24 protein-coding genes are annotated in these 25642 nt (G+C 60.3%); 16 read left to right on the top strand and 8 right to left on the bottom strand.

Going from position 1 to position 25642, the window contains the following annotated elements:
* Positions 1-37: 37 nt before the first annotated feature.
* Both aguA and C4J88_RS01500 read right to left on the bottom strand, forming a co-directional pair.
* Positions 38-1144, bottom strand: a complete 1107-nt coding sequence (gene aguA / locus C4J88_RS01505) for an agmatine deiminase (protein ID WP_124406028.1) — start codon at positions 1142-1144, stop codon at positions 38-40.
* Between the two features lie 121 nt (positions 1145-1265).
* Entirely contained in the window at positions 1266-4172 is a 2907-nt protein-coding gene (locus C4J88_RS01500; RefSeq protein WP_124406027.1) for an aminotransferase, read from the bottom strand.
* Positions 4173-4323: 151 nt separating this feature from the next.
* On the opposite strand from C4J88_RS01500, the gene rfbB reads away from it, so the two are divergent.
* From rfbB to C4J88_RS01465, 7 genes are read left to right on the top strand one after another with little or no spacing between them, the layout of a single operon-like run.
* Positions 4324-5406, top strand: coding sequence for a dTDP-glucose 4,6-dehydratase (gene rfbB / locus C4J88_RS01495; RefSeq protein ID WP_124406026.1), 1083 nt, complete (start codon positions 4324-4326; stop codon positions 5404-5406).
* Positions 5403-6278, top strand: coding sequence for a glucose-1-phosphate thymidylyltransferase RfbA (rfbA, locus tag C4J88_RS01490; RefSeq protein WP_124406025.1), 876 nt, complete (start codon positions 5403-5405; stop codon positions 6276-6278). Before rfbB ends, rfbA begins: the two co-directional genes overlap by 4 nt.
* Positions 6275-6820 carry a dTDP-4-dehydrorhamnose 3,5-epimerase gene (gene rfbC, locus C4J88_RS01485; protein WP_124365450.1) on the top strand — a complete coding sequence of 182 codons (546 nt, stop codon included), beginning with the start codon at positions 6275-6277 and terminating at the stop codon, positions 6818-6820. The genes rfbA and rfbC overlap by 4 nt, the downstream gene beginning before the upstream one ends.
* Positions 6821-6828: 8 nt before the next feature.
* Positions 6829-7698: a dTDP-4-dehydrorhamnose reductase gene (rfbD, locus tag C4J88_RS01480; RefSeq protein ID WP_124406024.1), complete on the top strand. Its 870-nt coding sequence runs from the start codon at positions 6829-6831 to the stop codon at positions 7696-7698.
* A 36-nt stretch (positions 7699-7734) separates the two neighbouring features.
* The gene (locus C4J88_RS01475) at positions 7735-9543 is read left to right on the top strand and encodes an ATP-binding protein (protein WP_124406023.1); all 1809 of its coding nucleotides are present in this window, start codon (positions 7735-7737) and stop codon (positions 9541-9543) included.
* A complete protein-coding gene (locus C4J88_RS01470; protein ID WP_124402742.1) occupies positions 9540-10925 on the top strand; it encodes a sigma-54 dependent transcriptional regulator in 1386 nt (461 codons plus the stop codon). The genes C4J88_RS01475 and C4J88_RS01470 overlap by 4 nt, the downstream gene beginning before the upstream one ends.
* A 26-nt stretch (positions 10926-10951) precedes the next feature.
* Positions 10952-11407: a thioesterase domain-containing protein gene (locus C4J88_RS01465; protein ID WP_124368926.1), complete on the top strand. Its 456-nt coding sequence runs from the start codon at positions 10952-10954 to the stop codon at positions 11405-11407.
* Positions 11408-11682: 275 nt separating this feature from the next.
* Here the strand turns inward: C4J88_RS01465 and cysQ are convergent, their stop codons facing one another.
* Together cysQ and nudE are read right to left on the bottom strand one after the other, a co-directional pair.
* On the bottom strand, positions 11683-12519 hold the full coding sequence (cysQ, locus tag C4J88_RS01460) for a 3'(2'),5'-bisphosphate nucleotidase CysQ (RefSeq protein WP_124406022.1): 837 nt from the start codon (positions 12517-12519) through the stop codon (positions 11683-11685).
* Positions 12516-13082, bottom strand: coding sequence for an ADP compounds hydrolase NudE (gene nudE, locus C4J88_RS01455; RefSeq protein ID WP_124360813.1), 567 nt, complete (start codon positions 13080-13082; stop codon positions 12516-12518). Before nudE ends, cysQ begins: the two co-directional genes overlap by 4 nt.
* 87 nt (positions 13083-13169) lie before the next feature.
* Between nudE and yrfG the strand changes: the two genes are divergently transcribed.
* A complete protein-coding gene (gene yrfG, locus C4J88_RS01450) occupies positions 13170-13832 on the top strand; it encodes a GMP/IMP nucleotidase (RefSeq protein ID WP_124406021.1) in 663 nt (220 codons plus the stop codon).
* A gap of 108 nt (positions 13833-13940) precedes the next feature.
* Here the strand turns inward: yrfG and lysM are convergent, their stop codons facing one another.
* Positions 13941-14381: a peptidoglycan-binding protein LysM gene (lysM, locus tag C4J88_RS01445; RefSeq protein ID WP_003187704.1), complete on the bottom strand. Its 441-nt coding sequence runs from the start codon at positions 14379-14381 to the stop codon at positions 13941-13943.
* Positions 14382-14592: 211 nt separating this feature from the next.
* Between lysM and fdhD the strand changes: the two genes are divergently transcribed.
* The 3 genes from fdhD to C4J88_RS01430 all read left to right on the top strand — a co-directional run bounded on the left by fdhD (position 14593) and on the right by C4J88_RS01430 (position 18473).
* A complete protein-coding gene (fdhD, locus tag C4J88_RS01440; protein ID WP_124406020.1) occupies positions 14593-15432 on the top strand; it encodes a formate dehydrogenase accessory sulfurtransferase FdhD in 840 nt (279 codons plus the stop codon).
* Positions 15429-17777: an FdhF/YdeP family oxidoreductase gene (locus C4J88_RS01435; RefSeq protein WP_124406019.1), complete on the top strand. Its 2349-nt coding sequence runs from the start codon at positions 15429-15431 to the stop codon at positions 17775-17777. Before fdhD ends, C4J88_RS01435 begins: the two co-directional genes overlap by 4 nt.
* A 216-nt stretch (positions 17778-17993) precedes the next feature.
* Entirely contained in the window at positions 17994-18473 is a 480-nt protein-coding gene (locus tag C4J88_RS01430; protein WP_124365443.1) for a glycine zipper domain-containing protein, read from the top strand.
* A 238-nt stretch (positions 18474-18711) separates the two neighbouring features.
* Here the strand turns inward: C4J88_RS01430 and C4J88_RS01425 are convergent, their stop codons facing one another.
* The 3 genes from C4J88_RS01425 to C4J88_RS01415 all read right to left on the bottom strand — a co-directional run bounded on the left by C4J88_RS01425 (position 18712) and on the right by C4J88_RS01415 (position 22489).
* Complete coding sequence (locus tag C4J88_RS01425) at positions 18712-19143, bottom strand: thioesterase family protein (protein ID WP_124365442.1); 432 nt, start codon at positions 19141-19143, stop codon at positions 18712-18714.
* A 23-nt stretch (positions 19144-19166) separates the two neighbouring features.
* Complete coding sequence (locus tag C4J88_RS01420) at positions 19167-21104, bottom strand: ATP-dependent DNA helicase RecQ (protein ID WP_124406018.1); 1938 nt, start codon at positions 21102-21104, stop codon at positions 19167-19169.
* A 209-nt stretch (positions 21105-21313) separates the two neighbouring features.
* On the bottom strand, positions 21314-22489 hold the full coding sequence (locus tag C4J88_RS01415) for a tetratricopeptide repeat protein (RefSeq protein ID WP_124406017.1): 1176 nt from the start codon (positions 22487-22489) through the stop codon (positions 21314-21316).
* A gap of 175 nt (positions 22490-22664) precedes the next feature.
* On the opposite strand from C4J88_RS01415, the gene C4J88_RS01410 reads away from it, so the two are divergent.
* The 5 genes from C4J88_RS01410 to C4J88_RS01390 all read left to right on the top strand — a co-directional run bounded on the left by C4J88_RS01410 (position 22665) and on the right by C4J88_RS01390 (position 25455).
* Positions 22665-22835 carry a YhfG family protein gene (locus C4J88_RS01410; protein WP_124402736.1) on the top strand — a complete coding sequence of 57 codons (171 nt, stop codon included), beginning with the start codon at positions 22665-22667 and terminating at the stop codon, positions 22833-22835.
* Positions 22835-23434: a putative adenosine monophosphate-protein transferase Fic gene (locus tag C4J88_RS01405; protein ID WP_124406016.1), complete on the top strand. Its 600-nt coding sequence runs from the start codon at positions 22835-22837 to the stop codon at positions 23432-23434. Before C4J88_RS01410 ends, C4J88_RS01405 begins: the two co-directional genes overlap by 1 nt.
* Positions 23435-23735: 301 nt before the next feature.
* On the top strand, positions 23736-24056 hold the full coding sequence (locus C4J88_RS01400; protein WP_164487706.1) for a hypothetical protein: 321 nt from the start codon (positions 23736-23738) through the stop codon (positions 24054-24056).
* A 273-nt stretch (positions 24057-24329) separates the two neighbouring features.
* Entirely contained in the window at positions 24330-24812 is a 483-nt protein-coding gene (locus C4J88_RS01395; protein WP_124360803.1) for a hypothetical protein, read from the top strand.
* A gap of 322 nt (positions 24813-25134) precedes the next feature.
* The gene (locus tag C4J88_RS01390) at positions 25135-25455 is read left to right on the top strand and encodes a DUF1493 family protein (protein ID WP_256657445.1); all 321 of its coding nucleotides are present in this window, start codon (positions 25135-25137) and stop codon (positions 25453-25455) included.
* Positions 25456-25642: the final 187 nt, after the last annotated feature.

Genomic DNA, 25642 nt, shown 5'->3' with positions numbered 1-25642 from the left:
GTGCTCGCTCGCCCTCAAGGCGCTGTTACAACTGCACTCAATTTCTCTGCGGTGCTGGCTGCTGCTGGGTCAGGCAGTGAATATTGCCACCCCCCAGTAACAGTTCGCGGCCCGGCACCATCACCACTTCGTGTTGTGGAAACAGGTTCTGCAGGATCTGCTTGGCCTGATGGTCCAGCGGGTCATCGAAACTCGGCGCGATGATGCCACCGTTGACGATCAGGAAGTTGACGTAGGAACCGGCCAACCGCACGCTCGGATTACGTTCCTGGCTGCCATCTACCGGATCGACACCGGCACATTCTTCTTCGGTGGCATACAGCGGCCCCGGAATCGGCATCTTATGCACCGTGAACGAGCGGCCGCGGGCGTCGGTGCTGCTTTGCAGTACCTCCATGGCGGCATGGCAGCGCGGGTAGTTCGGGTCTTGCGGGTCGTCGGTCCAGGCCAGCAGCACTTCACCTGGGCGCACGTAGCAGCAGAAGTTATCCACATGGCCGTCGGTTTCGTCGTTGAACAGGCCATCCGGCAACCAGATGATCTTATCCACAGCCAGGTTGGCGCTGAGCACCGCTTCAATAGCTGCGCGGTCCAGATGCGGGTTGCGATTGCGGTTCAACAGGCATTCTTCGGTGGTGATCAGGGTGCCTTCGCCGTCGACGTGGATCGAACCGCCCTCCAGCACAAAACCTTCGGTGCGATAACGCGACGCGCGCTCGATCTCGAGAATCTTGCCGCCCACCTGTGCGTCACGGTTCCACGGCGCATACAGGCCACCATCGAAACCGCCCCAGGCGTTGAAATCCCAGTTCACCCCGCGTACTTCACCGCTGTCGTTGATCACGAAAGTCGGCCCCGTGTCCCGTACCCAGGCGTCGTCACTGGACATTTCCACCACGCGGATATTCGGCACGTCCAGGCGGCTACGAGCGTTTTCATACTGGCTGGCGGAAACCGCAACGGTCACCGGCTCAAACCGCGCGATGGCCTTGGCCACCGCCACATGGGCCGCTTGCGCCGGTTTGCCGCCGAGCCGCCAGTTGTCCGGGCGCTCGGGCCAGATCATCCAGGTTTGAGTCTGTGGCGCCCATTCGGCGGGCATATGGAAGCCATCGGCGCGAGGTGTGCTGTGCAGGGTGGTCATGGCGATGAGGACTCCGAATGGGGTGAAAGCCGACTTTATAACGGATAAATATCGGCTTTAATAGTGAACAGGAATAATAATTAGGCTAGATCACGCAATTTAGTCGATAACAATCGAATGACTACAGCTCATCCAGCACCTTCGACAGCATGTCGAGGAAGAAATCCACACTGCGCCGGGTCGTGACCATCGGCGGCTTGATCTTGAGGATGTTCAGGTAGTCGCCGGTCGGCTGCATGAAGATTCCCAGTTCGCGCAGACGCTCGCATAACAGCGCAGTCTCTTGCGTCGCGGGTTCCAGGGTTTGTCGGTCACGTACCAGCTCGAGGCCCAGATAGAAGCCGGAACCGTGTACCGCACCGACCAGCGGGTGATGCTCGATCAACGCTTGCAGGCATGTCTTGAAATATCCGCCCACCACCTGGGCGTTTTCCCACAGCTTTTCCTCTTCCATCACATCCAGCACCGCCATGCCGATACGGCAGCTCACCGGGCTGCCGCCCGATGACGAGAAGAAATAGCCCTCGGCCTCAAGGGCTTCGGCAATCTCTCGACGGGTGATCACCGCGCCCAGCGGCTGCCCGTTGCCCATCCCCTTGGCCATGGTAATGATGTCCGGCACGACGCCCTGCTCTTCAAAGCCCCAGAAAAAATGCCCCATGCGCCCATAACCTACCTGCACCTCATCGGCAATGCAGACACCACCCTGGGCGCGGACCAGCCCATAAACCTGCTGCAAATAGCCGGGCGGCAACGAAATGCCACCGGCGTTGCCATACACCGGTTCGCAGATGAAACCCGCCAGTTGGCGTTGGCCAGCGGCGATTTTCGCCAGGTTATGTTCCACGCTTCGTACATAGTCGGGCGCACTGTCTGGCCCGCGAAATTCACCCCGGTAGGTATTCGGCGCCGTCACCGGGTGCACCCATTCCGGGCGGCTGCTCAACGCCTGGGGATTATCGGCAATCGAGGTAGAGACCGCGTCCGCCGCCACCGACCAGCCGTGATAGGCCTCCAGCACGCTGAGCATGTCGCGCCCGCCGCTGTAGGCCCAGGCCAGGCGGATCGCCAGGTCATTGGCCTCGGTGCCGCTGTTGACCAGGAACACCCGGTCCATGCCCGCCGGCGCCAGCGCCAGCAGACGCTCGGAAAATTCGGCAATCGCCGCGTAATGAAAACGTGAATTAGTGTTGAGCAGTGACCATTGCCGCGCTGCCACCGCCGCCATGCGCGGGTGGCCGTGGCCCAGCACCGCCACGTTGTTGAGCATGTCCAGGTAGGAGCGGCCCTGCATGTCGATCAAGTGATTGCGCCAGCCCCGCTCGATACGGGGCGGGTCGACGTAATAGTGCTTCTGCGAACGGGCAAAGCTGGCGTCGCGCCGGGCCAGCAGGGCTTCGGGGTCCAGCTCCGGTTCAGCATCACAGGCCAGCCCGAGCAGCGCCGCCGGTGACGGGCACAGCGCCTGCCACGCCGACGCCCGGGAAGGGCTACAGAACAGCGGGGGCGCAAGATCGGCACGACACAGCTGCACGATCAACGGCCCGTGGACTTCACCGAGTATTTGCCCCTTCACCACCTGCGCACCGGCTTTGAGCCGCGTTGTCACGCCCCATACGCGCAGATTCAGGCGCTCTTCGTACACACACAGCAAGCCGTCGGCGCCCTCGCGCAGTGTGCCGGCGAAAGGTGCCTCAAGCACTGTGCCATGGGGTAGGCTCAATTCGACATGAAGAGCGAAGGTGTCCGGCTCCCCAGCACTGTCCGGGCGGGTGCGCGACAAGCGATATTGCCCATAACGGCTGGCTGCCAGCCCATGCACCGCAGCGGCTTCGTTCAGCAGCCGCCGATCCATGCCCGGCGTCTCCCAATTGCCCGCCTCGAAATGCGGGCTGAGCACGCCCAGGTCGATCAGCGCGAACTCCCGTCCGACCAGCCCCGGCAGCAAGGGGGCAAAGTCCTGGCTGGCCAAGGCAGGCAACGCCTCGCCGACGCTACTCAGGATCGCCGCTTCCATCAGTTCGAACGGCACCGACGTGGCGACATGGAAAATTTCCCACTCGTGCTCGGCGTTCTTCAACAGGTAGGCGTTATCAGGGTCCAGACGTCGCTGCTGCTCACTGCTCAGCACCAACACCGCCGCGCGGGCGACGATCAACGGCCACAGCGCGCGCAACTCTTCATGCTGCAACGGCGTGATCGCATGACAGGCCTGGATCGCCGGCAGGATGGCAAACGGGTCGCCCTCAGCGTGATGCAGCAGCGCAGCGCACGTCACCGACAGGTCAGCGATGCGCCAGGTGTGTACCAGGTCGCCGAAATCGATCACCCCCTGGACCTGCCAGTGCCGCTGCGCATCACGCCGCCAGACCACGTTGTCATCGGTGATGTCCATGTGCACGGCCTGCCAGGGCAGGTGTGCAGCCAGAGGGCGGATATGCGCTTCGATCCGCCCGGCGACCTGCTCCAGTGCCGTGCGATGGGGAAGCTCGGGCAAGGTCGCCAGCAGATGGGTAATCAGCTCCTGCGCGTGGCGTGGGTCCCATTGCAGGGTGCGGTCCAGGCCGAGATGGGTGAACGTTGACAGTGCCAGGCTCATTCGCCCGCACAGGTCGCCGAACCCTGCGATTACATCGCGGCCCAGGTGAGGCAAATCGGTCAGCGGCTGGCCGTCGATGTAGTCCAGTAGCCGCAGGTGCAGGGTTTGCCCGTCGACGGTGACGCTCAGCAGTTCGTCGCCATTGAGGGCCTTGATGACCCTGGGCACGCGCACCTGTACGTGGGCCTGCAGCTCGTTGAGGGCTGCATGCTGGGCCAGTAGCTCGATTGCGGCGTAGTCACCCCGGCAGATTTTCAGAACGAAGCGGCCCAAGGCGCTGTCGATCCTGTAGTTAAGGTCTTGTTGGCTGCCCAATGACTGCAATGTGCCCCTGAGGCCGTAATGCTGCTCAAGCAACTGGGCCGCCTGCTGGAAGCTCAATTGGGGGCAAGGCAAACTGGCACGATGGATCAATGTGGCAAGCAACATTGTGACGACCTCGGTTTTATCAGGCGTCTATATCGCCATTGTTCCGGGGCGTTAATCAACCCCTCTTGCTCGCCGCGCTTGCGCCCGCCCGATTCACAACTCAAGCTATGCTTCTTTCGCTTAATGTCCGTCTAAGGAAAAGGCCCTCGACATGCGTATTCTCATCACCGGCGGTGCCGGATTTATTGGCTCGGCCCTGATCCGGCATCTGATCCAGCACACAGAGCACGAAGTGCTCAACCTGGACAAACTCACTTACGCCGGCAACCTTGAGTCGCTGTCCAGCATTGCGTCCAACAGCCGCTATGAGTTCGTCCAGGCCGATATCATCGACCAGGCCACCGTCAGCGCTGTGCTGGCGCGCTTCAAGCCCGAAGCGATCATGCATTTGGCGGCCGAGTCCCATGTGGACCGGTCCATCGACGGCCCGTCGGATTTCATCCAGACCAACATTGTCGGTACCTACAGCCTGCTGGAAGCCACCCGGGCGTACTGGCAGACGCTGGCAGAACCGGCTAAAAGCGCATTCCGCTTCCACCACATCTCCACTGACGAGGTGTATGGCGACCTGCACGGCGTGGACGATCTCTTCACCGAAACCACGCCCTACGCCCCCAGCTCGCCGTACTCTGCGAGCAAGGCAGCCTCCGACCATCTGGTCCGCGCCTGGCAGCGTACCTACGGCTTGCCGGTGCTGTTGACCAACTGCTCGAACAACTATGGGCCGTTCCACTTCCCCGAGAAGTTGATCCCACTGGTTATCCTCAACGCTCTCGCAGGCAAGCCGCTGCCGGTCTATGGCGATGGCTTGCAAGTGCGCGACTGGCTGTTCGTCGAAGACCACGCCCGTGCGCTGCTCAAGGTGGTGACTACTGGGGTGGTAGGCGAGACCTACAACATCGGTGGCCACAACGAACAGAAGAACATCGACGTAGTTCGCGGCATCTGCGCCTTGTTGGGAGAGCTGGCGCCACAGCGCCCAGCCGGGGTGGAAAAATTCACCGACCTGATCACTTTCGTCAAGGATCGTCCGGGTCACGACCAGCGGTACGCGATCGACGCCAGCAAGATCGAGCGCGAACTGGGCTGGGTCCCGGAAGAAACCTTTGAAACCGGCCTGCGCAAGACCGTGCAGTGGTACCTCGATAACCTGGAATGGTGCCGTAGGGTCCAGGATGGCAGTTATCAAGGTGAACGACTTGGCAATACTGACGTAAAGGATCTGATCGCATGATGAAGGGAATTGTATTGGCCGGCGGTTCCGGCACCCGTTTGCACCCCATCACCCTGGGCGTGTCCAAGCAACTGTTGCCGGTGTATGACAAGCCGATGATCTATTACCCGATCTCGGTGCTGATGCTGGCGGGGATCAAGGACATCCTGGTGATCTCAACGCCCGTGGACCTGCCGCAATACCGCAACCTGCTGGGTGATGGCAGCCAGTTCGGCGTGCGTTTCAGCTATGCGGAGCAGCCTTCGCCGGACGGCCTGGCACAAGCGTTCATCATTGGCGAGGAATTCATCGGGGATGACCCGGTGTGCCTGATCCTGGGCGACAACATTTTCCACGGCCAGCATTTCGGTGATCAATTGCGTAACGCCGCCCAACGCCCATCGGGCGCCACGGTGTTCGGCTACTGGGTGAAAGACCCGGAGCGTTTTGGCGTGATCGATTTCGACAAAGAAGGCCGTGCCCTGTCGATCGAAGAAAAACCGGCGAAGCCTAAATCCAGCTATGCCGTGACCGGCCTGTATTTCTATGACAATGACGTGATCAAGATCGCCAAGGCCGTCCAGCCTTCGCCACGCGGCGAGCTGGAGATCACCGACGTCAACAACGCCTACCTCAAGCGCGGCGACCTGCACGTTGAGCGTTTCGGTCGTGGTTTCGCCTGGCTCGACACCGGCACTCACGACAGCCTGCTGGAAGCGTCGACCTACGTGCAGACCATCGAGCACCGCCAGGGCCTGAAAGTAGCCTGCCTGGAAGAGATCGCCTACGAGAACGGCTGGATTGATCGTGACTATCTGCTGGAACGTGCGAAATATTTCGGCAAAACCGGCTATGGTCAGTATCTGTACACTCTGGCCGGGAACCCTAAATGAATGTGAGCACCACTGAGCTGCCTGGTGTATTGGTCATCGAACCAAAGGTTTTTGGCGATGACCGCGGCTTTTTTTATGAGAGTTTCAACGCTCGCGAGTTTGAAAACGCCAGCGGATTGAAACTTCAATTCGTGCAGGACAACCACTCACGCTCGTTGAAAGGCGTGTTGCGCGGCTTGCACTACCAGGTAGAACACGCCCAGGGGAAACTGGTGCGGGTGACAGCCGGGGAAGTATTGGACGTGGCGGTGGACATCCGCCGCAGCTCTCCTCATTTCGGTCAATGGGCCAGCGTGCGCTTGTCTGCCGAGAACAATCGTCAACTGTGGATTCCACCCGGTTTCGCCCATGGGTTCGTTGTGCTGAGCGATTACGCCGAATTCCTCTACAAGACGACGGATTACTACACGCCGTCTGCAGAGCGGTGCATTCGCTGGGACGACCCGGACCTCAATATCGATTGGCAGCTCAATGGCCCACCGACTCTGTCCGCCAAGGATCAAACCGGTAAAAGCCTGAAAGATGCGGACCTGTTCCCGTGACAGTGCCCATGAAGATATTGATCACCGGCCAACACGGCCAAGTCTCCCAGGAGCTGCAACAGCGGCTCCAAGGCCTGGGCGAACTCATCGTCCTGGGCCGCGACCAGCTTGACCTGGCCAACGCCGAGCAGATTCGCCAACAAGTGCGCGCTTACCGCCCAAGCCTGATCATCAACGCCGCCGCCCACACGGCGGTCGATCAGGCCGAAAGCGAACCGGACGCTGCGTTCGCCATCAACGCCATCGCCCCCGGCATCCTCGCCGAAGAAGCCAGGGCCCTTGGCATCCCGCTGATTCACTACTCGACCGACTACGTGTTCGACGGCAGCAAATCGGCCCCGTACACCGAAAGCGATTCGCCCAACCCACTGGGCGTCTACGGCCAGAGCAAGCTGGCGGGCGAGCAGGCGATTGCGGCCGTGGGCGGGAAGTACCTGATTCTGCGCACCAGTTGGGTGTATTCGAGCCACGGCAAGAATTTCCTGCTGACCATGCAGCGTCTGCTGCAGGAGAAGCCGCAGATGCGGATCGTCGCCGACCAGATCGGCGCGCCAACCTGGGCCGGGACCATCGCCAACAGTACGCGTGCGTTGATTGAGCGCTGGCAAGCCGGTAACGCCGGGGATTGGGGGGTTTACCACCTCACGGCCCAAGGCGAAACGTCGTGGTTCGGCTTTGCCGAGGCCATTGGTCATGCCCTTCGCGCTGCGGGCAAAGCCTGCGCCGAGCTGGAAGCGATCCCGTCCAGCGCCTATCCGACACCCGCCCAGCGCCCGCTGAACTCGCGCCTGGATTGCAGCCGCCTGCAACAGCAATGGCAAGTCAGCCAGCCGCAGTGGCAAGACGCATTGCACGAGTGTCTTGCCGAGCAGCACTAGGCATAATGCGCCTGTACCCACAGGCGCACGATTCCCATGACCCCACCCCTTCCGCGAAGACCCCGCTGGCGCAGCCTCGCCCTGTTGGCGTTGTGCCTGGCGCCGCTGCTCTGGCCGCTGGAGCACTTGGCCGAGCGCTACTACCGCAGCGAGCTGGCCGGGCAGAACCGTCAGACCCTCGACCTGTACGTCGCCAACCTGTTGGGCACCCTGCATCGCTATGAAGTGCTGCCGCAGATCCTCGGTGACCTGCCGGCCCTGCGCACCGCGCTGGATGCGCCTCACGTCAGCACCAACCTGGTCAACGCCAACTCGCTGCTCAAGGACGTCGCCGCCCAGGCCGGGGTGGAGGTGATGTATCTGATGGACACCACCGGCAAGACTCTCGCCGCGTCCAACTGGGACAAACAAGACAGCTTCGTCGGGCGCAACTTTTCCTTTCGCCCCTATTTCAGCGAAGCCATGGCCGGGCGCCTGGGGCGCTTTTTCGGGCTAGGCACCACCTCGGCCAAGCGCGGCTACTTCTTCGCCGCCGCCGTGCGCGATGGTGAGAAAATCATCGGCGTGCTGGTGGTCAAGGTAGACCTGGACCACACCGAAAGCCTGTGGGGCAACACCCCGGAACAACTCCTGGTGACCGACCACAACGGCGTGGTAATCCTCACCTCGCGCCCGCAATGGCGGTTCCGCGCCACCCGGCCGCTGACCGCCGCAGAGCGCCAGGCCATTATTGCCATTCAGCCTTATCCCACCCGTGATCCTCAGCCGCTGAACCTCAGCAGCAGCGCCTGGCTGCGCCAATCCACCGCCATCGCCGAGACCGGCTGGAACGTGGAAATCCTCGCCCCCCAATCCTTGATCAACCGCCCGGTGCGTACCGTGGTGGCCGTAGGCGGCGCGACGTTGCTGGTGCTGATGCTGCTGCTCGGCTTGATGATGCAGCGCCGCCGGCATTACCTGGAGCGCATCGCCTTCGAAGCCAAGGCGCGCCGCGAGCTGGAAATGCGCGTGGCCGAGCGCACCAGCGACCTGGAAGGCCTGAACCGGCGCCTGAAACAGGAAGTGCTGGAGCGCGAACACGCCCAGCAGGAACTGGTACGTGCTCAGGATGACCTGGTGCAGGCCGGTAAACTCTCGGCGCTGGGCACCATGTCGGCCAGTATCAGCCATGAACTGAACCAACCCCTGGCAGCGATTCGCAGCTACGCGGAAAACGCTGAAATCCTGCTCGACCATGAACGCACCGCCGATGCGCGCGGCAACCTCAAGCTGATCAGCGAACTGACCGGGCGCATGGCCTCGATCATCGCCCACTTGCGCGCGTTCGCCCGCCGTGACCGTCACGCGCCGGAAAGCGTGGCATTGCAACCCGCGCTGGACGATGCCCTGGCCTTGCTGGCCAAACGGCGGCGCTCGATGGAAGTGGAATTGATCCGCGACTTACCCGAAGCGACCTTATGGGTACAAGCCGGTGAAACCCGTCTGCGCCAGGTGCTGGGCAACCTGCTGGCCAATGCCCTGGACGCCCTTACCGAAAAAGGCCCGCCGCGCAAACTGTGGCTGAGTGCCCAAACCACTGACCAAGGCGTCAACCTGTACATTCGCGACAACGGCCCGGGTTTTTGCATGGAGGCGTTGGGCCGCGCCAGCGAGCCGTTCTACACCACCAAGACGCGCACCCAGGGCCTGGGCCTGGGCCTGGCGATCTGTGACACCCTGATGCGTGCCTTCGGCGGCGAACTGCTATTCGCCAACCACAAGGAAGGCGGCGCGCTGTTAACCTTGAAATTGCGTGCCGGCTCGCCGGGCGTCAGTCTGCAACCGTCCGAGGACCGCAGTGTATGAGTATCGATAACCAGATTCAGGTGGTGCTGATCGATGACGATCCCCATTTGCGTCAGGCGCTGTGCCAGACCCTGGACCTGGCCGGGTTGAAAGTGCTGCCCCTGGGCGAAGCCAGCGGCCTCACCGCGCGCTTGTCGCGGGACTGGTCGGGCGTGGTGGTCAGCGATATCCGCATGCCCGGCATGGACGGCCTGGAATTGCTCGCCGAACTGCACGGCCAGGACCCGGACCTGCCCGTGCTGCTGATCACTGGTCACGGTGACGTGCCGCTGGCGGTGCAGGCCATGCGTGCCGGCGCCTATGACTTTCTCGAAAAGCCCTTCGCCAGCGATGCCTTGCTCGACAGCGTGCGCCGCGCCCTGGCCCTGCGCCGACTGGTGCTGGACAACCGCAGCCTGCGCCTGGCCCTCAGCGACCGGCAGCAACTGAGCACGCGGCTGGTGGGGCATTCGCCGCAGATGCTGCGCCTGCGCGAGCAAATCGGCGCACTGGCAGCGACCAAGGCCGATGTGCTGATCCTTGGCGAAACCGGTGCCGGCAAAGAAGTAGTCGCCCGCGCCTTGCACGATCTGTCGAGCCGCCGCAGCGGTCCGTTCGTGGCGATCAACGCCGGGGCCCTGGCCGAATCGGTGGTGGAAAGCGAGCTGTTCGGCCATGAACCGGGCGCGTTTACCGGCGCGCAGAAGCGCCGTATCGGCAAGTTCGAATTCGCCAATGGCGGCACGCTGTTCCTCGATGAAATCGAAAGCATGAGCCTGGATGTACAGGTCAAACTGTTGCGCCTGCTGCAGGAGCGCGTCGTGGAGCGCCTGGGCGGCAACCAGTTGATTGCACTGGATATCCGCATCATCGCCGCCACCAAGGAAGACCTGCGCCAGGCGGCCGACCAGGGCCGCTTCCGGGCCGACTTGTATTACCGCCTGAATGTCGCGCCGCTGCGCATTCCGCCACTGCGCGAGCGTGGTGAAGATGCGCTGATGCTGTTCCAGCACTTCGCCGACGAAGCCAGCAGCCGCCACGGCCTGCCCTTGCATGAGCTGCAACCGGGCCAGCGCGCGCTGCTGTTGCGCCACAGTTGGCCGGGTAATGTGCGCGAGCTGCAAAACGCCGCCGAACGCTTTGCCCTGGGCCTGGAACTGGCCTTGGACAGTACGCTGGACAATCCATCGGCCAGCACACTGACCTCCACGCCCGGCGGCTTGAGCGAGCAAGTCGAACAATTCGAAAAAAGCCTGATCGCCGCCGAACTGACGCGCCCCCACAGCTCCATGCGCAGCCTCGCCGAAGCCCTCGGCGTGCCCCGCAAAACCCTGCACGACAAACTGCGCAAGCATGGCCTGAACTTCGCCGACAGCGCCAGCCACAGCGCAGACGACGAATGACCCTGCCCATCCGCCAAGAGACCGCCATGAGCCGCGACAGCCGTTACCTGGAATCCATCCTCCACCACGACATCCCCCTCACCCGGGAAATGGGCCTCAAGGTGCTCGACTGGCAACACGGCCAACTGCAACTGCATTTACCCTTGCAGGCCAATATCAACCACAAGAGCACCATGTTTGGCGGCAGCCTCTACTGCGGCGCCGTGCTGGCGGGTTGGGGTTGGTTGCACCTGAGACTGCGCGAAGAGGGCATCGAAGACGGGCACATCGTGATTCAGGAAGGGCAGATCAGCTATCCGTTGCCGGTGACGCAGGATGCGACGGTGATTTGCGCGGCGCCGGAGGAGAAAGTGTGGAAGCGCTTTGTCGCAACGTACAAGCGTTATGGGCGAGCGCGGTTGACGTTGGAGACGTGGATTGTGAATGAGGGCAGCGCAGAGCAGGCCGTGTCGTTTACTGGCCAGTACGTCCTGCACCGCTAAAAATGTGGGAGGGGGCTTGCTCCCGATAGCGGTGTATCAGCAGCACATTCAGTGACTGACACTCCATTATCGGGAGCAAGCCCTAATGCCAGTCAGTTAAGGCTTTTTGTAGGAGCGAGCTTGCTCGCGAAGAACTCAGGGCCTCCGCGTTTATTCAGAATGAACGCGTTGCCTGGGCGTTTTTCGCGAGCAAGCTCGCTCCTACAGTGGACCACTTTCGCTTAACTGACTGGCATTAGGGCAAGCCCCCTCCCACATTTAGATCGGCTCAGACTTCAAGAACGGGCCAGGGTCAACAGGCGCTCACGCCACGCCGCCTTGGCCGGCAACGCCAGGAAGAACGGGTTCAACAACGATTCCCGCGCCGGGTAGCTGAACGACTTGCCATTCAACTCCAGCACTTCGCCCCCCGCCCCTTCCAGTACGCCTTGCGCCGCCGCAGTGTCCCACTGCGAGGTCGGCGCCAGGCGCGGATAGCAGTCGGCACTGCCCTCGGCCAACAGACAGAACTTCAACGAGCTGCCGATATTCGCCAGTTTCAGTTCCCCCAAGCCTTGGCTCAGCCCCTCCAGCAAACGCTCCTGCTCCGGGCTGGTATGACGGCGGCTGGCAACCACGGTAAAGGCTTCACCCGCGGCCGGCGTCTGGCGCACCTGAATCTGCCTGGGCGCGGCATTCACATCCGAACGCCAAGCCCCCAGGCCCGCGCCGCCGAAGTAGCAACGACCACTGGTGGGCATCGACACCACGCCGAACACCACGCGGCCTTGTTCGATCAAGGCGATATTGACGGTGAATTCTTCACTGCCACCAATGAATTCCTTGGTGCCATCCAACGGGTCCACCAGCCACCAACGCTGCCAACCGGCGCGCACGCTCTGGTCGATATCGGCGTCTTCTTCGGACAGCACCGGAATGCTTGGGTCCAGCGCAGTCAGGCCAGCGAGAATCAGATGGTGCGCAGCCAGGTCGGCGGCCGTCACCGGCGAATCATCCGCTTTGGAGGTAACCGCGACGTCGGCACGCCAGTACGGCAGGATGGCTTCACCTGCCTGGCGAGCCAATTCAATGACGGGCGCGATAAAGGGGTGGCCCAGAAACAGTTCGCTCATAAGGTAAACACTCCACGCTGGGTCAGCAGGTCTCGCACCAGGTACAGCGCGGCAAGCGCCCGGCCCTCACTGAACTGCTCGTTTTGCGCCAGTGCCGACAGCTCACGCAGGTTGACCCGCTCCACGCGCATGGGCTCGGGCTCATCGCCTTCCAAGCGCTCTTCATAAAGCTCGGTGGCCAGCACCACCTGGATTTTCTGGCTCATATAGCCGGGTGACAGTGAAAGCTCAGTGATGTGTTCCAACTGGCGTGCGCCATAGCCGGCTTCTTCCTTGAGTTCGCGGTCGGCCGCCGCCAGCACATCCTCGCCGGGCTCGATCAAGCCTTTAGGCAAGGACAGCTCATACTCGTCGGTGCCACCGCAGTACTCTTCCACCAGCAAGGCATGGTCTTCGTCGATCATCGCGACGATCATCACTGCGCCGTAACCGGCACCACGGCCCACCAGGCGCTCGTAGGTCCGTTCAACGCCATTGGAAAAGCGCAATTGCACTTCCTCCACGCGGAACAAACGGCTACTGGCGACTATTTCGCGGGCGAGGACGGTGGGTTTCTGGCGCATGAACGGCTCCTTGGCGTGATCGGGTTACTATACCGTGGCTTTTCCGATTGTCTGTGTCGGATATCTTTACTTACATGAGAACGCCCCATGCCCTCTTTGCCCTGGCACGCCATCGACACCGTCCTGCTGGACATGGACGGCACATTGCTCGACCTGCACTACGACAACCATTTCTGGATGGAGCACCTGCCCCAGCGCTATGCCGAACTGCACGGTGTAAGCCGGGCCATGGCCGAAATGGAATTGCAGCCCCTGTTCGAGCGTAACGCCGGACAGTTGCAATGGTATTGCCTGGATTTCTGGAGCGCCGAACTGAAGATCCCAGTGCGCGAACTCAAGCTTGAAACCGCCCACCTGATCGCCCTGCGCCCGGACGCCGATACATTTCTGGCGGCGATCAAACAGGCCGGCAAACGCGTGATCCTGATCACCAATGCTCACCGCGACTCGCTGTCATTGAAGTTGGAGCGCATTGAGCTGGCGCCGTACTTCGAGCAACTGATCAGCTCCCACGATTACGGTTTTCCCAAGGAAAACCAGCAGTTCTGGGAAGCGCTGCACGCTGATATCCAGTTCGACCCGGCCCGCAGCCTGTTTATCGACGACACCCTGCCGATCCTGCGCAGCGCCAGGGAGTTCGGTGTGGGGCATTTGCTGGCAGTCAAAGAGCCCGACAGCACGAAGGGCCCGAAGGACACCGCAGAGTTTGCGGCTGTCGAGGACTACCGCGATCTAATAGCCGGACTCTGAACCCATGTGGGAGGGGGCTTGCTCCCGATGGCGGTGTATCAGAAACACATCCAGTGACTGACACACTGCCATCGGGGCAAGCCCCCTCCCACAAGGTTGTTGTGCGTATTACTCAGGAATACGCAGGGTCTGGCCTGGGTAGATTTTGTCCGGGTGCGACAACAGCGGCTTGTTGGCCTCGAAAATCTTGTTGTACTGGTTGGCATTACCGTACACAGCCAGGGAAATCGCGCTGAGGGTATCGCCCTTTTTCACCACGACGAAACGCGCAGCGGTAACCGCAGGACCCGTGACGGTGATCTGATCATCCACGCTCGCCACGCCGGCGATGTTGCCCAGTGCCAGCAGGATCTTCTCTTTCTCTTCCTGGGTGGCCACTTCACCGGTCACGGTGACCTTGTCGCCATCCACCGTGGTTTGCACGTTTGGATTACCCAGGCCCACCTTGCTCACATGCTCCTTCAACTGTTCACTCGCGTTAGCATTACCCGGCGTCAACAGGTCGACGATCTTTTCGCCGGCTTCTTTGATAAAGCTGAAAATACTCATAGTGCGCTCTCCTTGGGTTTAAGTTCCTGATGCCCAAGACTAGACCAGTCCCAAGGTTTTGGGTTCCAGCGCTCCCGAAGACGAGCAGACGACCGCGCAAAACCGAGCCTTGATCGACGCCGTCTATCACTACATCAATACTGGCAATTAGACGCGACCCTTTGTCGCGCCTAGTCTGAACACTGATCAATCCGTCGGTGGTAATTGCCTCATGAACGCCAAGCGCCCAACCTGCGCGGCGCCCGCCCTTGAAATGCCCGCGCCCGCCGCCAGCCAGAGCTATGAGTACAGCAATCTCGAACACACAGACGTCGGCAGTACTGCGCTGGCCGAAGAGGTGGCGTTGGCGATTGCCTATAACGACATCAGCCAGGCCGTCATGCTGGTGACGCCGACCGACCTGGAAGACTTCATTGTCGGCTTCAGCCTTGGCAGCGGCATTATCACCGACGTCAGCGACATCTATGACCTGAAGCTCAGCGGCTCGGGCTCTGCACAGTATGCCCAGGTACAGATTTCCAGCCGGGCGTTCTGGAACCTCAAGCAGCAGCGCCGCCAATTAGCGGGCACCAGCGGCTGCGGGCTGTGCGGCGTCGAAGCCGTGGAGCAGGCTTTGCCCGACCTGCAGGTGCTGCCCGGCGCACCCTTGCCACCCGCCGCATGGCTTGATGGCCTGCGCCAGCGCATCAGCGCCTTCCAGCCCCTGGGCCAACACAGCGGCGCGGTGCACGCGGCCATATTTATGAACAACCAGGGCGAATTGCTGATGGGCCGCGAAGACATCGGCCGGCATAACGCCCTGGATAAATTGATTGGCGCACTGATCCGCCAACAGATTCCGACCGACGGCGGCCTGGCAATTGTCACCAGCCGCTGCAGCCTCGAATTGATTCAGAAAGTCCTGCGCGCGGGCATCCAGACCCTGGTCAGCCTGTCGTCGCCCACCGGCCTTGCCCTGCAATGGGCGCGCCGGCATAACCTCAATCTCATCCACCTGCCGCAGAAAAGCGCGCCGCGGGTTTACAGCCCAGCGATGGAGTACCAGCCATGAGCCTTCACCACCAAGCCGACCAAACCCCAACCCCACGCTACAAGCCCTACAAAGGCCCGGCAGGCGGCTGGGGTGCACTGATCAGCGTGGCGCACGCCTGGCTGACCAGCGACAACGCGCTGAAAAACCTGCGCATGATGCTCAAGACCAACCAGAACGGCGGTTTCGACTGCCCGGGCTGTGCCTGGGGCGACTCCCCGGAAAGTGGCATGGTCAAGTTCTGCGAAAACGGCGCCAAGGCGGTCAATTGGGAAGCCACCAAGCGCCGCGTGGACGCCGCGTTCTTCGCCAAACACAGCGTGACCGCGCTGCTGGAACAAAGCGATTACTGGCTGGAGTACCAAGGGCGTCTCACCGAGCCTATGCGCTACGACGCCGCGACCGACCGCTACCAGCCCATCAGTTGGGACGCCGCATTCGACCTGGTCGGCAAGCACCTCAATGCCCTGCCCAGCCCGGACATGGCCGAGTTCTACACCTCGGGCCGCGCCAGCAACGAAGCCGCCTACCTGTACCAGCTGTTTGTGCGCGCCTACGGCACCAACAATTTCCCCGACTGCTCGAACATGTGCCACGAGGCCAGCGGCGTGGCCCTGGCCCAGAGTGTGGGCGTGGGCAAAGGCACTGTGACCTTTGATGACTTCGAACATGCCGACGCGATTTTCGTCTGGGGCCAGAACCCCGGCACCAACCACCCACGCATGCTCGAGCCGCTGCGCGAAGCGGTGAAGCGCGGCGCTCAGGTGGTGTGTATCAACCCCCTGAAAGAACGTGGCCTGGAACGCTTCCAGCACCCGCAACATCCGCTGGAAATGCTCACCAACGGCGACAAGCCAACCAACACCGCCTACTTCCGCCCTGCGCTGGGCGGCGACATGGCCATCCTGCGCGGCATGGCCAAGTTCCTGCTGCTGTGGGAGCGTCAAGCCTTGGCCGAAGGCAAGGAAGCGGTGTTCGATCACGACTTCCTCAACGAACACACCATCAACGTGCTGGACTATCTGGGCCAGATCGACGACACCTCGTGGGAGGAAATCGTCGAGCAGTCCGGCCTGACGCTGGTGGAGATCGAGCAAGCCGCGCGCATGTATGCCAAAGGCAAGAACGTGATCATGTGCTGGGCGATGGGCATCACCCAACACCGTCACTCGGTGCCGACCATCCAGGAAATCGCCAACCTGATGTTGCTACGCGGCAATATCGGCCGCCCAGGCGCCGGCCTGTGCCCGGTGCGCGGTCACAGCAACGTGCAGGGCGACCGCACCATGGGCATCAACGAACGCCCACCGGTGGCATTCCTCGACTCACTGGAGCGCCGCTTCCAGTTCCAGGTGCCGCGCACCAATGGCCACAACGTGGTCGAAGCCATCCACGCGATGCTTGAAGGCCGCGCCAAGGTGTTTATCGGCCTTGGCGGCAACTTCGCCCAGGCCACGCCGGACAGCACCCGCACGTTCGAAGCATTGCGTAACTGCGACCTGACTGTACAGATCAGCACCAAGCTCAACCGCAGCCATCTGATGCACGGCAAAGACGCGCTGATCCTGCCATGCCTGGGCCGTACCGACATCGATATCCAGGCCGAGGGCCCGCAAGCCGTGACTGTGGAAGACTCGTTCAGCATGGTCCACGACTCCAACGGCCAGTTGCAGCCGCTGTCGAAGCTGATGAAATCGGAGCCCGCGATTGTGGCGGGCATTGCCGCCGCGACCCTGGGCAGCAAACCGGTGGATTGGAATTGGCTGGTGGCTGACTACGGACGCATTCGCGACCTGATCGCCGACACCATCCCAGGCTTCAAGGACTTCAACGAGAAGCTCAAAAACCCGGGCGGTTTCTACTTGGGCAACTCCGCCGGCGCACGCCGCTGGAACACCCCATCGGGCCGCGCCAACTTCCGACCGAACGTCCTGCCCAAAGACCTGATTCACGAACGCACCCACGCCACAGGGCGTGTGCCGGACCTGATCATGCAGTCGATGCGCTCCCACGATCAGTACAACACCACTATCTATGGGCTAGACGACCGTTATCGCGGCGTCAAAGGCCAACGGGATGTGCTGTTCGTCAACGAAGCCGACATCATCCGCCTGGGCTTCAAGCCGGGGCAGAAGGCGGACATCATTTCGCTGTGGGAAGACGGCCGAGAGCGGCGCGTCAAGGGCTTCACCCTGCTGGCGTTCGATATTCCGGCCGGGCAGGCCGCTGCTTACTATCCGGAAGTGAACCCTCTGGTGCCGTTGGAAAGCACGGGCGACGGTAGCCATACGCCAACGTCGAAGTTTGTGGCGATTCGTTTGGAAGCGGCGAGCGATAATGGGTTGATCATGGCGCGCTCGGCCTGACGTGTGCTACACATTTTGCAGGCACAAAAAAGGCCGCTTTTTATATAAAAGCGGCCTTTCCCAAGTAGCTAAAGACTCGTAAAAACAACTTAAGTTCCCTATACAAAACAGCAACTTAGCAAATTGTATACAACTGCTGCCGCCGGTCGGATTTCGATTGTCAGCGGCTCGATACAACCTCAGGATCGCGCCGTCATCCCCTTGAGGTTTCCCTGAATGAAGTTCTCCTCGATTCTCTTGTTGTCCCTTGGCCTGGTCAGTGGCGCAGCCATGGCCGGTGGCACCACCGAAGCCGGTGTGGGCGGCGCATTGGGCGGGGTTCTAGGTTCGGTTGTCGGCCAGCAGTTGGGCGGCAACACTGGTTCGACCATTGGCGCAGCGCTGGGTGGCGCGGGCGGTAGTGCAGTCGGCGCCGACAAGCGCAGCCGTGGCGAAGCCGCCATTGGCGGCGCACTGGGCGCCGCCGGTGGCAACGTGGTAGGCCGCAGTGTCGGCGGCAGCACCGGCGCACTGATCGGCTCAGCCGCCGGCGGTGGCGCAGGTGGCGCGCTGGGCAACTACATGGGCAACAAGAGCGATGACGATGACCGTCGTTACCGTGGCCGCGACGACCGTCGCTACTACCGTGATGACCACCCTGGCCGCGGTCATGCCTATGGGCATCGCAAGAACAAACATCACTACCGTCACCGCTAAGCTTTAAAGAACACTGCGAATCAATGTGGGAGGGGCAAGCCTTAATGCCGTCAGTTAAGGCTTTTGTAGGAGCGAGCTTGCTCGCAAAGAACTCTGGGCCTCCGCGTTTATTCAGAATGAACGCGTTGCCTAGACGTTTTTCGCGAGCAAGCTCGCTCCTACAGTGGACCACTTTCGCTTAACTGAATGGCGTTAGGGCGAGCCCTCACCCACATTTGGTTTTGGGTGTTTGAACGAGTCAGACCACCAATCTCTGCAACGCCTCGCGCAACCTCCCCGGAATCGTCACCGGCTGGTTCGTGCCCCGGTCGACAAACACATGCACAAAACGCCCCGCCGCACAGGCTTCCTGCTCGCCTGCCTTGAATACCGCCAACTCGTATTGCACTGAGCTATTGCCCAACTTGCCCACCCGCAGGCCGATATCAATGCGCTCAGGGAAAGCGATCGACGCAAAGTAATCGCACGCCGAACTGACTACAAACCCGACCACTTCCCCGTCATGAATATTCAACTCGCCCTGTTCGATCAGGTAGGTATTCACCGCCGTGTCGAAAAAGCTGTAGTAGGTGACGTTATTCACATGGCCGTACACATCATTGTCGTGCCAGCGCGTAATAATCGGCTGGAAGTGTGCGTAATCGGCACGTTGTGGCACTGAGTCAGGCATGGGCACCTCTCGTTAGAAGGAGTTTACAGGTCATTCAAATGAGCTTCGGCCCACTCACGAACCTCGGCGTAGGGGTAGTCCTCCAGCGCAGCGAACCCGGGAATACCCCGCGCCTTCAACTTGGTGAACAACGGCACGCTGATCCCACCCAGAAAGCGCGTCAACCGTTCCGCACCCGGCAATTGGCCGGTGTGCTCATGATGCCTGTGGATAAAATCACCGCACAGCCCCATAAAGTTTTTATCCACAAGCGGCGGCAGGCGCGGCGGCGGCGGTAGATGGGCGACGTGCCCATGGCACACCGAGCAATGCCCGCAACGCTCAGGTACATTTTCGTCGCCAAAATAGCGCGCCAGGCGTTGCCCAAGGCACTGCTCGGTGGCGAACAGATCAAGCATGGCGTGAATCCGCGCCACTTCTGTCACCTCGTGCTGCTTGAAGCCTGTGTATAACTCGGCGCTTAGTACCTGTGGGTCGAAATCGGTGTTCAGCAAGCTGTAGACCTCGGTCATCTGCTTGCTCTCCAATTCGATCAGGCCCTGTTCCTGGAAGTAATCCAACGCTTTCACCACACGACTGCGCTCGGCGTTGTGCTGCTGGTAGAGCGCCTCGAAATCCACGGTCGCCCAGGTTTTCGCGCGCTTGCACACCTGGATGATCGCCGCGACAAACTGTTGTCGCTCCCCGGAAAATCGGGCCAGCAAGGCCTCGGGTTCGATCAGGTACTTGAAACGGTACTCGGCATAAAACGCGTAGCGCGGTGCGATCACGCCCTTGAGCTCCAACTGCACCAGCAGCGTCTTCAACGGCAGCTCGCGAATGTTACTGTGGTCCGATAAAGACCTGAGTAAAAACTCCCATTGACCCTCGTCTCGCGCGGCCTGCACCTCTTCCAGCACTCGACGGATACCTTCCTGCTCCGGCGTATCGCCGTATACGAAGTTTTCCAGCACATTGAGGCTGTCGCGATTGGCCAGCACCAGGCAGTCCGAAGGCTGACCATCGCGCCCGGCGCGGCCGATTTCCTGGCTGTAATTTTCGATGGATTTGGGCAGGTCGAAGTGCACTACATTGCGGATATCACTCTTGTCGATGCCCATGCCAAACGCGATGGTGGCGACGATGCAATTGGAGCGCCCGCCCATGAAACGCTGCTGGATGCCCTCGCGTTTGTCGTGGGGCAAACCGGCGTGATACGCCTCGGCCTGGATGCCGTTACGGTTCAGGTGCTCGGCGATCTGCTCGGCGGTTTTTTGCAGGGTGACGTAGACGATGCTCGGCTGATTGGCCCGCTCGCTCATCCATTGCACGAGACGGCGGCGTTTGTCCGCGCCGCTCACCGGCTCTACCAACAAGTTGAGGTTGGGCCGGTAAAAGCCCGTGGTAATCACATCCTGCGGCGCAATGGCGAACTTGGCCTGCATATCGGCAATCACCTTGGGCGTGGCGGTAGCCGTCAGCAGCAGCGCTTGTGGGATCTTGAACTGGCGCTGGTAGTCGGGAAGCTTCAGATAGTCCGGACGGAAGTTGTGGCCCCATTCGGAAATGCAGTGCGCCTCATCCACCACCAGCAGCGAGAGCTGCACACTTTGCAGGAAGTTGCGGAAACGCTCGTTTTTCAAGCGCTCCACGGAAATCATCAGGATTTTCAATTCCCCTGAACGTGCGCGAGCCATCACGTCATTGGCGTCCTCGCGGCTTTGCGCCGAGTCGATACTGCCCGCTGAAATACCGTGGCGCTTCAGGAAACCCAACTGATCCTGCATCAACGCCAACAACGGCGACACCACCAGCGTCAGGTGTGGCAGCAATACGGCTGACAGTTGATAACACAGGGACTTGCCCGACCCGGTGGGGAAAATAGCGGCCGCCGAACGACCGGCCAGCACGGCGCTGACCGTCTCTTCCTGGCCCAAACGAAACTGTGGATAACCAAAGACCTGCTGGAGGGTGTCGTGCATAGGCTGTCACTCCATTGACCGTTGAACGTGGCTTAAAAACGTAGCCCATTAAGTTCAGCGGATCGAGAAAGGTCGCATGGAAAAAAGAGACAGGATGATACACAGGGTGCAGCAATGGCCTTGGGCCAAATACGACGGTAGGAACACCAAAAACAAATGTGGGAGGGGGCTTGCCCCCTCCCACATTCCAAAACCGCGCTACAACCGAATCAGCGGTTCTGCACCCGCTCAATCGCCGTGTCGTACACCGGATTGGCCTTCTGCTCCTTGGCCAACTGGTAGTGACGCAGCGCATCCGGGAACTGGCCCGCCGCTTCGTAGATTCGCGCAATATTGTAGTAGGCACCCGCGCGTACGGTTGCCGCATTGGCCCCCGCCGCCAGGGCGATAGCCTTGCGGTTGGCCCAGATCGACTCGGCGGTGTTGCCAGCCTTCTGATACGCCAGGCCGAGGTTGCCATAGGCTTTACCGAAGCCGTTATCCAGATCAATGGCCTGGCGGAACAGGTCAATCGCCTGGTCCAGATTACCCGCCTGGTAGGCCGTTTCACCCTGCACATTCAGACGCTTCGCATCAGTCTGTGCGGAAGAGCTGACGGCTACTGCGGTAACGGCAACGCTGTCGTCCAGCAATGGTTTGACTTCGTTGAGTACATTGGCGGCATTCACGGTCACGCCGCTGAAGGTGTTGATGTCCTGGAAATCGCCACTGCCGGTCATGCGGAACACGGTCCACAGGTTACCGCTGCGGTTTTTCGGCACGTAGTAGGTGCGCACCAGCGATTGGCCCATGTACACGAATACTTTGGCTTCACTGTTGGACAACTGACGCGAGCCTGGATTGCCGCCGTTGCTGTAGTCATGCACAGCGTAAACGTAGCTTTCACCGTAGTGTTTTTTCTGCAGGGTGATGGTCTCCGGGCCGTAGCTGTCGGTGTCATCCACGTCCAGCTCGGCGTCGGTGCCGGTCTTGTTCTCGAAGTAGATATTGTTGCCGGGGAAGATCATATGGGAGTCGAGATCGTCCGGCGTCTGGCCCCAGCTCAGCACCACGCGCAAGCCATCGAGGTTTTCCATCACAGGGCTGATAGCGTAGGTCATGCCCTTGCACGGGCATTTCACCACCAGGTTGGAATAGCCCGGTTTTTTGATGATCAATAGGTTGCTGGCGTCGTCAGCCGCCTCGCTGGTCAGCGTCACCTGCCCTTGAGCGTTGGTGCGGCCCACCACGTTCTGCGCACCGTTGCGTTGCAGCAGCACCTCGGCGTCGGCGATTTTCTGGTCCTTGACCACCGCACTCAGCACCTCGATCGGCAACTGCTCGGCCTGAACGGAAAAAGCCACCGCACACAATGACATCGCCGAAGCGACACGAAGCAAACCCATGCTAATTCCCTTTAAGTAGTGGGCGGAATTGCCCTACAAGATTTTGCGGTGAAACATACGCTGAATTCAGATTTTTGGCGGTTTTTTTGTATAGAGTGTGACGTGGTTTTTATCCTGCCTGCCCCCTGATGCATTGCGCTACAATCAAAGCCTTGCTAACTAGGAGTACGCTGCAATGAGCGAACTGACGTTTGAGCAAAAACAGGATCACTATCATAAGATCCGCCGTTCCAATTACCTGGCCAGCCTGCGCCTGGAAGGGTTCGACACCCAACCGACCGACGTCGACAAGCCGCTGCCGACACGCGAAGCCGTCCTTGCCAAGTACCGCAACACCCCACGCTAATGCTCGACAAGTACGGGGTGGGCCAGGACCCGTACTGCTACCCCGGTAGCAGTGTCCTGCGCAACCGACTCGACTTGCTCGACGAGCACCGCTTGCACCAAGCCGAGCGTGAACTATCCGAAATCGCCGTAGGCAACCTCCCACTCTTTCCCCCGCCCTACGACCTCGAACGCCTGCAACATATCCACCGCATCCTGTTCGGCGACATCTACGACTGGGCCGGTGAGCTACGCAGCGTCAACCTCCAGAAAGGCGACACGCTGTTCTGCACTCCGGAACGTATCCCGCCAGAAGCCGCGAAAATCATCCGGCAGATGGAGCAGGCAAACTGGTTTGTCGGCGCGAACCAACCCGAGTTGGCGAGTAAAGTCGCCGAGGCTTATGGCGATCTCAACGTTATCCACCCTTTCCGCGAAGGCAATGGCCGGGCGCAGCGAATTTTGTTTGAACAGATCATCGTGAACGCGGGATTTTCGGTGAACTGGTGGCTGGTCAAACATGCGGCGTGGATACCGGCAAATATTGACGCGGTGGCGTGTGACTATCGGGGGCTGGAGGCGATTTTTGAGCGGTGTATCAGTAAACCTGCCAGCACCTGATAAAACTACGAACGATTAAACCATCCGTTTATTGCCCAAGAACACACTCACTTCTAAGGTTCGTTCCGTCGCTGCTAAATCAGCGACCGGGTTTGGTCACCCGAAAAACAGCACACATAAGTGCCATTACTTGCTCTACAGACGTCTATCGTCTCGTAACGCGATGCTATGGCGGCTGTGTGTAGGACGCCTTCGGGTGTGCCGGATTGCTGTTTCCGGTTGACCAACCTGCGCACAGTCCGCCTCCCACCGCTTGGTCACGGTGATGTCGGTTACCTAACAGCAAACTGAGTAACTTCAAATGCAAATCCCTGAAACGATGATTCGCTATCGTCAGTTACGCACCAATTTCACTGATACCCATCCGCTTCTCATCGACACCCAAGCCAAAGCCGAAGACATCCAGTCCGCCGCCCACCAACGCATCCGCGCTGCCACCGACTTACTGGAAACCTTCTCCTGCCTGACCTTCGAACACGCCGACCTCAAAGACATCTCCCACATCACCAACGCCTTGTACCTGCTCGTCCAGGACGGATGTGATTTGCTGGAAGCGGCGCAACACGTGCAGCTACAGCCGGCGGCCGGCAGTCCAACACCAACTAGCCAGCCACACAGCTAACCCTGTGGGAGCTGGCTTGCCTGCGATAGCGGAGTATCAGGCGACATTTCCACACCTGACCCAACGTCAACGCGGGCAAGCCCGACTCCCACATTTGACCAGTTTTACCTATGGCGTCGCTGCCAAGGCACAAATGCCGGAAACCGCTGTAAGAAACTTCCAAACACCGCGACATCCCCTTCCCAAACTGCTCCAAATACCCACCTAACGTCTACAGAAGTTACCCGTAGCTGAATGAAAATAGCGCGGTCTCAACTTTCTCGGCGGACACCCGTGAACATCGAAAGGACTCAATACATCGGCCATTATGGCATCACCTTCACGGTGCTTCGCCTTATAGCCTTACCAGCCAACCGGCACGCACTGGCAAACCTATGCCTGCTGGAAGCAGGCACATTCGCAAATGAGCTGCGCCAGCGGCTCGTAGATTTATACGACAAAATGCTTGCCCGTGATTTGCCTTGCAAAATCACCATCGGCATCTCGAAGCCAATCACCCGGCAACATGCCGACTTGCTCAACATTCGCGGGGAAATCGTTGCAGGATTAATCAGCGGCGCGGTATCAGCGCCAATGAGTCTGGCATCTCCAGCAGTTGGACTCGCCGCAGGAGCAGCCGTAGGTCTGACTATCAAAGGCCTCATTCGTAGCTATCACGCCGGTGACGTCGTTATAGGGATCGACGCTCAGGTCAACGGAGGCATCGGCCCTCAGCGATCTCTCTCGTCAATGGTCCGACAATTTCAGGGTGGCTAATACGATAACCATGTACATCCAATGGATAAATTTGATTCTACTCTTGGCACTTGCCGCTTTAGCCGACAAAACAATCAAGCGGCCCGTATTCAGAAAGGCTTTTGGGCTCATACTCGTGGTGAGCGGTCCGACAATCTTATTCTGCGCCACCTCTTGGATAAGGGAGACACAAACAGAGAGCCTGCCGGTCATCGCTTTTGTAACAGGCATCATTTTGTTAAAAAGCCAAAACAAGTATCGCCACCAACGCAACCGTCCCCCTCACCCACTCCTGCGTGCCCCTACCGTGAACCTCGCCCCCAACTTCCCCAAAGACCCCGCCATGCAGCAACTCCTGCAACTGCTGCACGAAGAAATCGGCCTGCCGAAACACAAGACCATCCATCTGCAAACCTCACTCAATTTCGACCTGGGCTGTGACGGCGGCGAGGCCAAGCAACTGATGGAAGCACTGGAGCAGGAGTTCGCCCTCGACCTGGGCGACTACGACACTTATCGTTACTTCAACCCACCGGTCTTCGACGTGTTCCTCAAGCGCCGGGCCAAGGGGCATGGCGACAAAGTCCCGCTGACCATTGGTATGCTCTACCTGGCGATCAAGACCTACAGCTGGGACACGCAAACGCTGGAAAACCTGAGCTGAACTCAGAGCGCTGAGGTTCAAATGTGGGAGGGGCTTGCCCCCGATAGCAGTGTGTCAGCCAGCAAATTTTTGACTGTTAAACCGCAATCGGGGGCAAGCCCTAATGCCAGTCAGTTAAGAAGTAGAAAGGGTAAAAAGTAACCTGTGGCGAGGGAGCTTGCTCCCGCTGGACTGCGCAGCAGTCCCA

Origin of the sequence: Pseudomonas sp. R4-39-08 (assembly GCF_003852275.1) — a bacterium.
GTDB lineage: Bacteria > Pseudomonadota > Gammaproteobacteria > Pseudomonadales > Pseudomonadaceae > Aquipseudomonas.
This window is presented reverse-complemented; position numbering and strand designations above follow the sequence as displayed.

What these genes read in the sequence shown, in the direction of transcription:
- C4J88_RS01420 (WP_124406018.1), bottom strand. Translation starts at nt 21,104, where the DNA reads ATGCACGACACCCTCCAGCAGGTCTTTGGTTATCCACAGTTTCGTTTG.
- C4J88_RS01425 (WP_124365442.1), bottom strand. Translation starts at nt 19,143, where the DNA reads ATGCCTGACTCAGTGCCACAACGTGCCGATTACGCACACTTCCAGCCG.
- C4J88_RS01400 (WP_164487706.1), top strand. Translation starts at nt 23,736, where the DNA reads ATGCAAATCCCTGAAACGATGATTCGCTATCGTCAGTTACGCACCAAT.
- aguA (WP_124406028.1), bottom strand. Translation starts at nt 1,144, where the DNA reads ATGACCACCCTGCACAGCACACCTCGCGCCGATGGCTTCCATATGCCC.
- nudE (WP_124360813.1), bottom strand. Translation starts at nt 13,082, where the DNA reads ATGCGCCAGAAACCCACCGTCCTCGCCCGCGAAATAGTCGCCAGTAGC.
- fdhD (WP_124406020.1), top strand. Translation starts at nt 14,593, where the DNA reads ATGAACGCCAAGCGCCCAACCTGCGCGGCGCCCGCCCTTGAAATGCCC.
- C4J88_RS01410 (WP_124402736.1), top strand. Translation starts at nt 22,665, where the DNA reads ATGAGCGAACTGACGTTTGAGCAAAAACAGGATCACTATCATAAGATC.
- rfbD (WP_124406024.1), top strand. Translation starts at nt 6,829, where the DNA reads ATGAAGATATTGATCACCGGCCAACACGGCCAAGTCTCCCAGGAGCTG.
- C4J88_RS01415 (WP_124406017.1), bottom strand. Translation starts at nt 22,489, where the DNA reads ATGGGTTTGCTTCGTGTCGCTTCGGCGATGTCATTGTGTGCGGTGGCT.
- C4J88_RS01500 (WP_124406027.1), bottom strand. Translation starts at nt 4,172, where the DNA reads ATGTTGCTTGCCACATTGATCCATCGTGCCAGTTTGCCTTGCCCCCAA.
- C4J88_RS01470 (WP_124402742.1), top strand. Translation starts at nt 9,540, where the DNA reads ATGAGTATCGATAACCAGATTCAGGTGGTGCTGATCGATGACGATCCC.
- cysQ (WP_124406022.1), bottom strand. Translation starts at nt 12,519, where the DNA reads ATGAGCGAACTGTTTCTGGGCCACCCCTTTATCGCGCCCGTCATTGAA.
- C4J88_RS01430 (WP_124365443.1), top strand. Translation starts at nt 17,994, where the DNA reads ATGAAGTTCTCCTCGATTCTCTTGTTGTCCCTTGGCCTGGTCAGTGGC.
- rfbA (WP_124406025.1), top strand. Translation starts at nt 5,403, where the DNA reads ATGATGAAGGGAATTGTATTGGCCGGCGGTTCCGGCACCCGTTTGCAC.
- C4J88_RS01435 (WP_124406019.1), top strand. Translation starts at nt 15,429, where the DNA reads ATGAGCCTTCACCACCAAGCCGACCAAACCCCAACCCCACGCTACAAG.
- rfbB (WP_124406026.1), top strand. Translation starts at nt 4,324, where the DNA reads ATGCGTATTCTCATCACCGGCGGTGCCGGATTTATTGGCTCGGCCCTG.
- C4J88_RS01475 (WP_124406023.1), top strand. Translation starts at nt 7,735, where the DNA reads ATGACCCCACCCCTTCCGCGAAGACCCCGCTGGCGCAGCCTCGCCCTG.
- yrfG (WP_124406021.1), top strand. Translation starts at nt 13,170, where the DNA reads ATGCCCTCTTTGCCCTGGCACGCCATCGACACCGTCCTGCTGGACATG.
- C4J88_RS01465 (WP_124368926.1), top strand. Translation starts at nt 10,952, where the DNA reads ATGAGCCGCGACAGCCGTTACCTGGAATCCATCCTCCACCACGACATC.
- C4J88_RS01390 (WP_256657445.1), top strand. Translation starts at nt 25,135, where the DNA reads ATGCAGCAACTCCTGCAACTGCTGCACGAAGAAATCGGCCTGCCGAAA.
- rfbC (WP_124365450.1), top strand. Translation starts at nt 6,275, where the DNA reads ATGAATGTGAGCACCACTGAGCTGCCTGGTGTATTGGTCATCGAACCA.
- lysM (WP_003187704.1), bottom strand. Translation starts at nt 14,381, where the DNA reads ATGAGTATTTTCAGCTTTATCAAAGAAGCCGGCGAAAAGATCGTCGAC.
- C4J88_RS01405 (WP_124406016.1), top strand. Translation starts at nt 22,835, where the DNA reads ATGCTCGACAAGTACGGGGTGGGCCAGGACCCGTACTGCTACCCCGGT.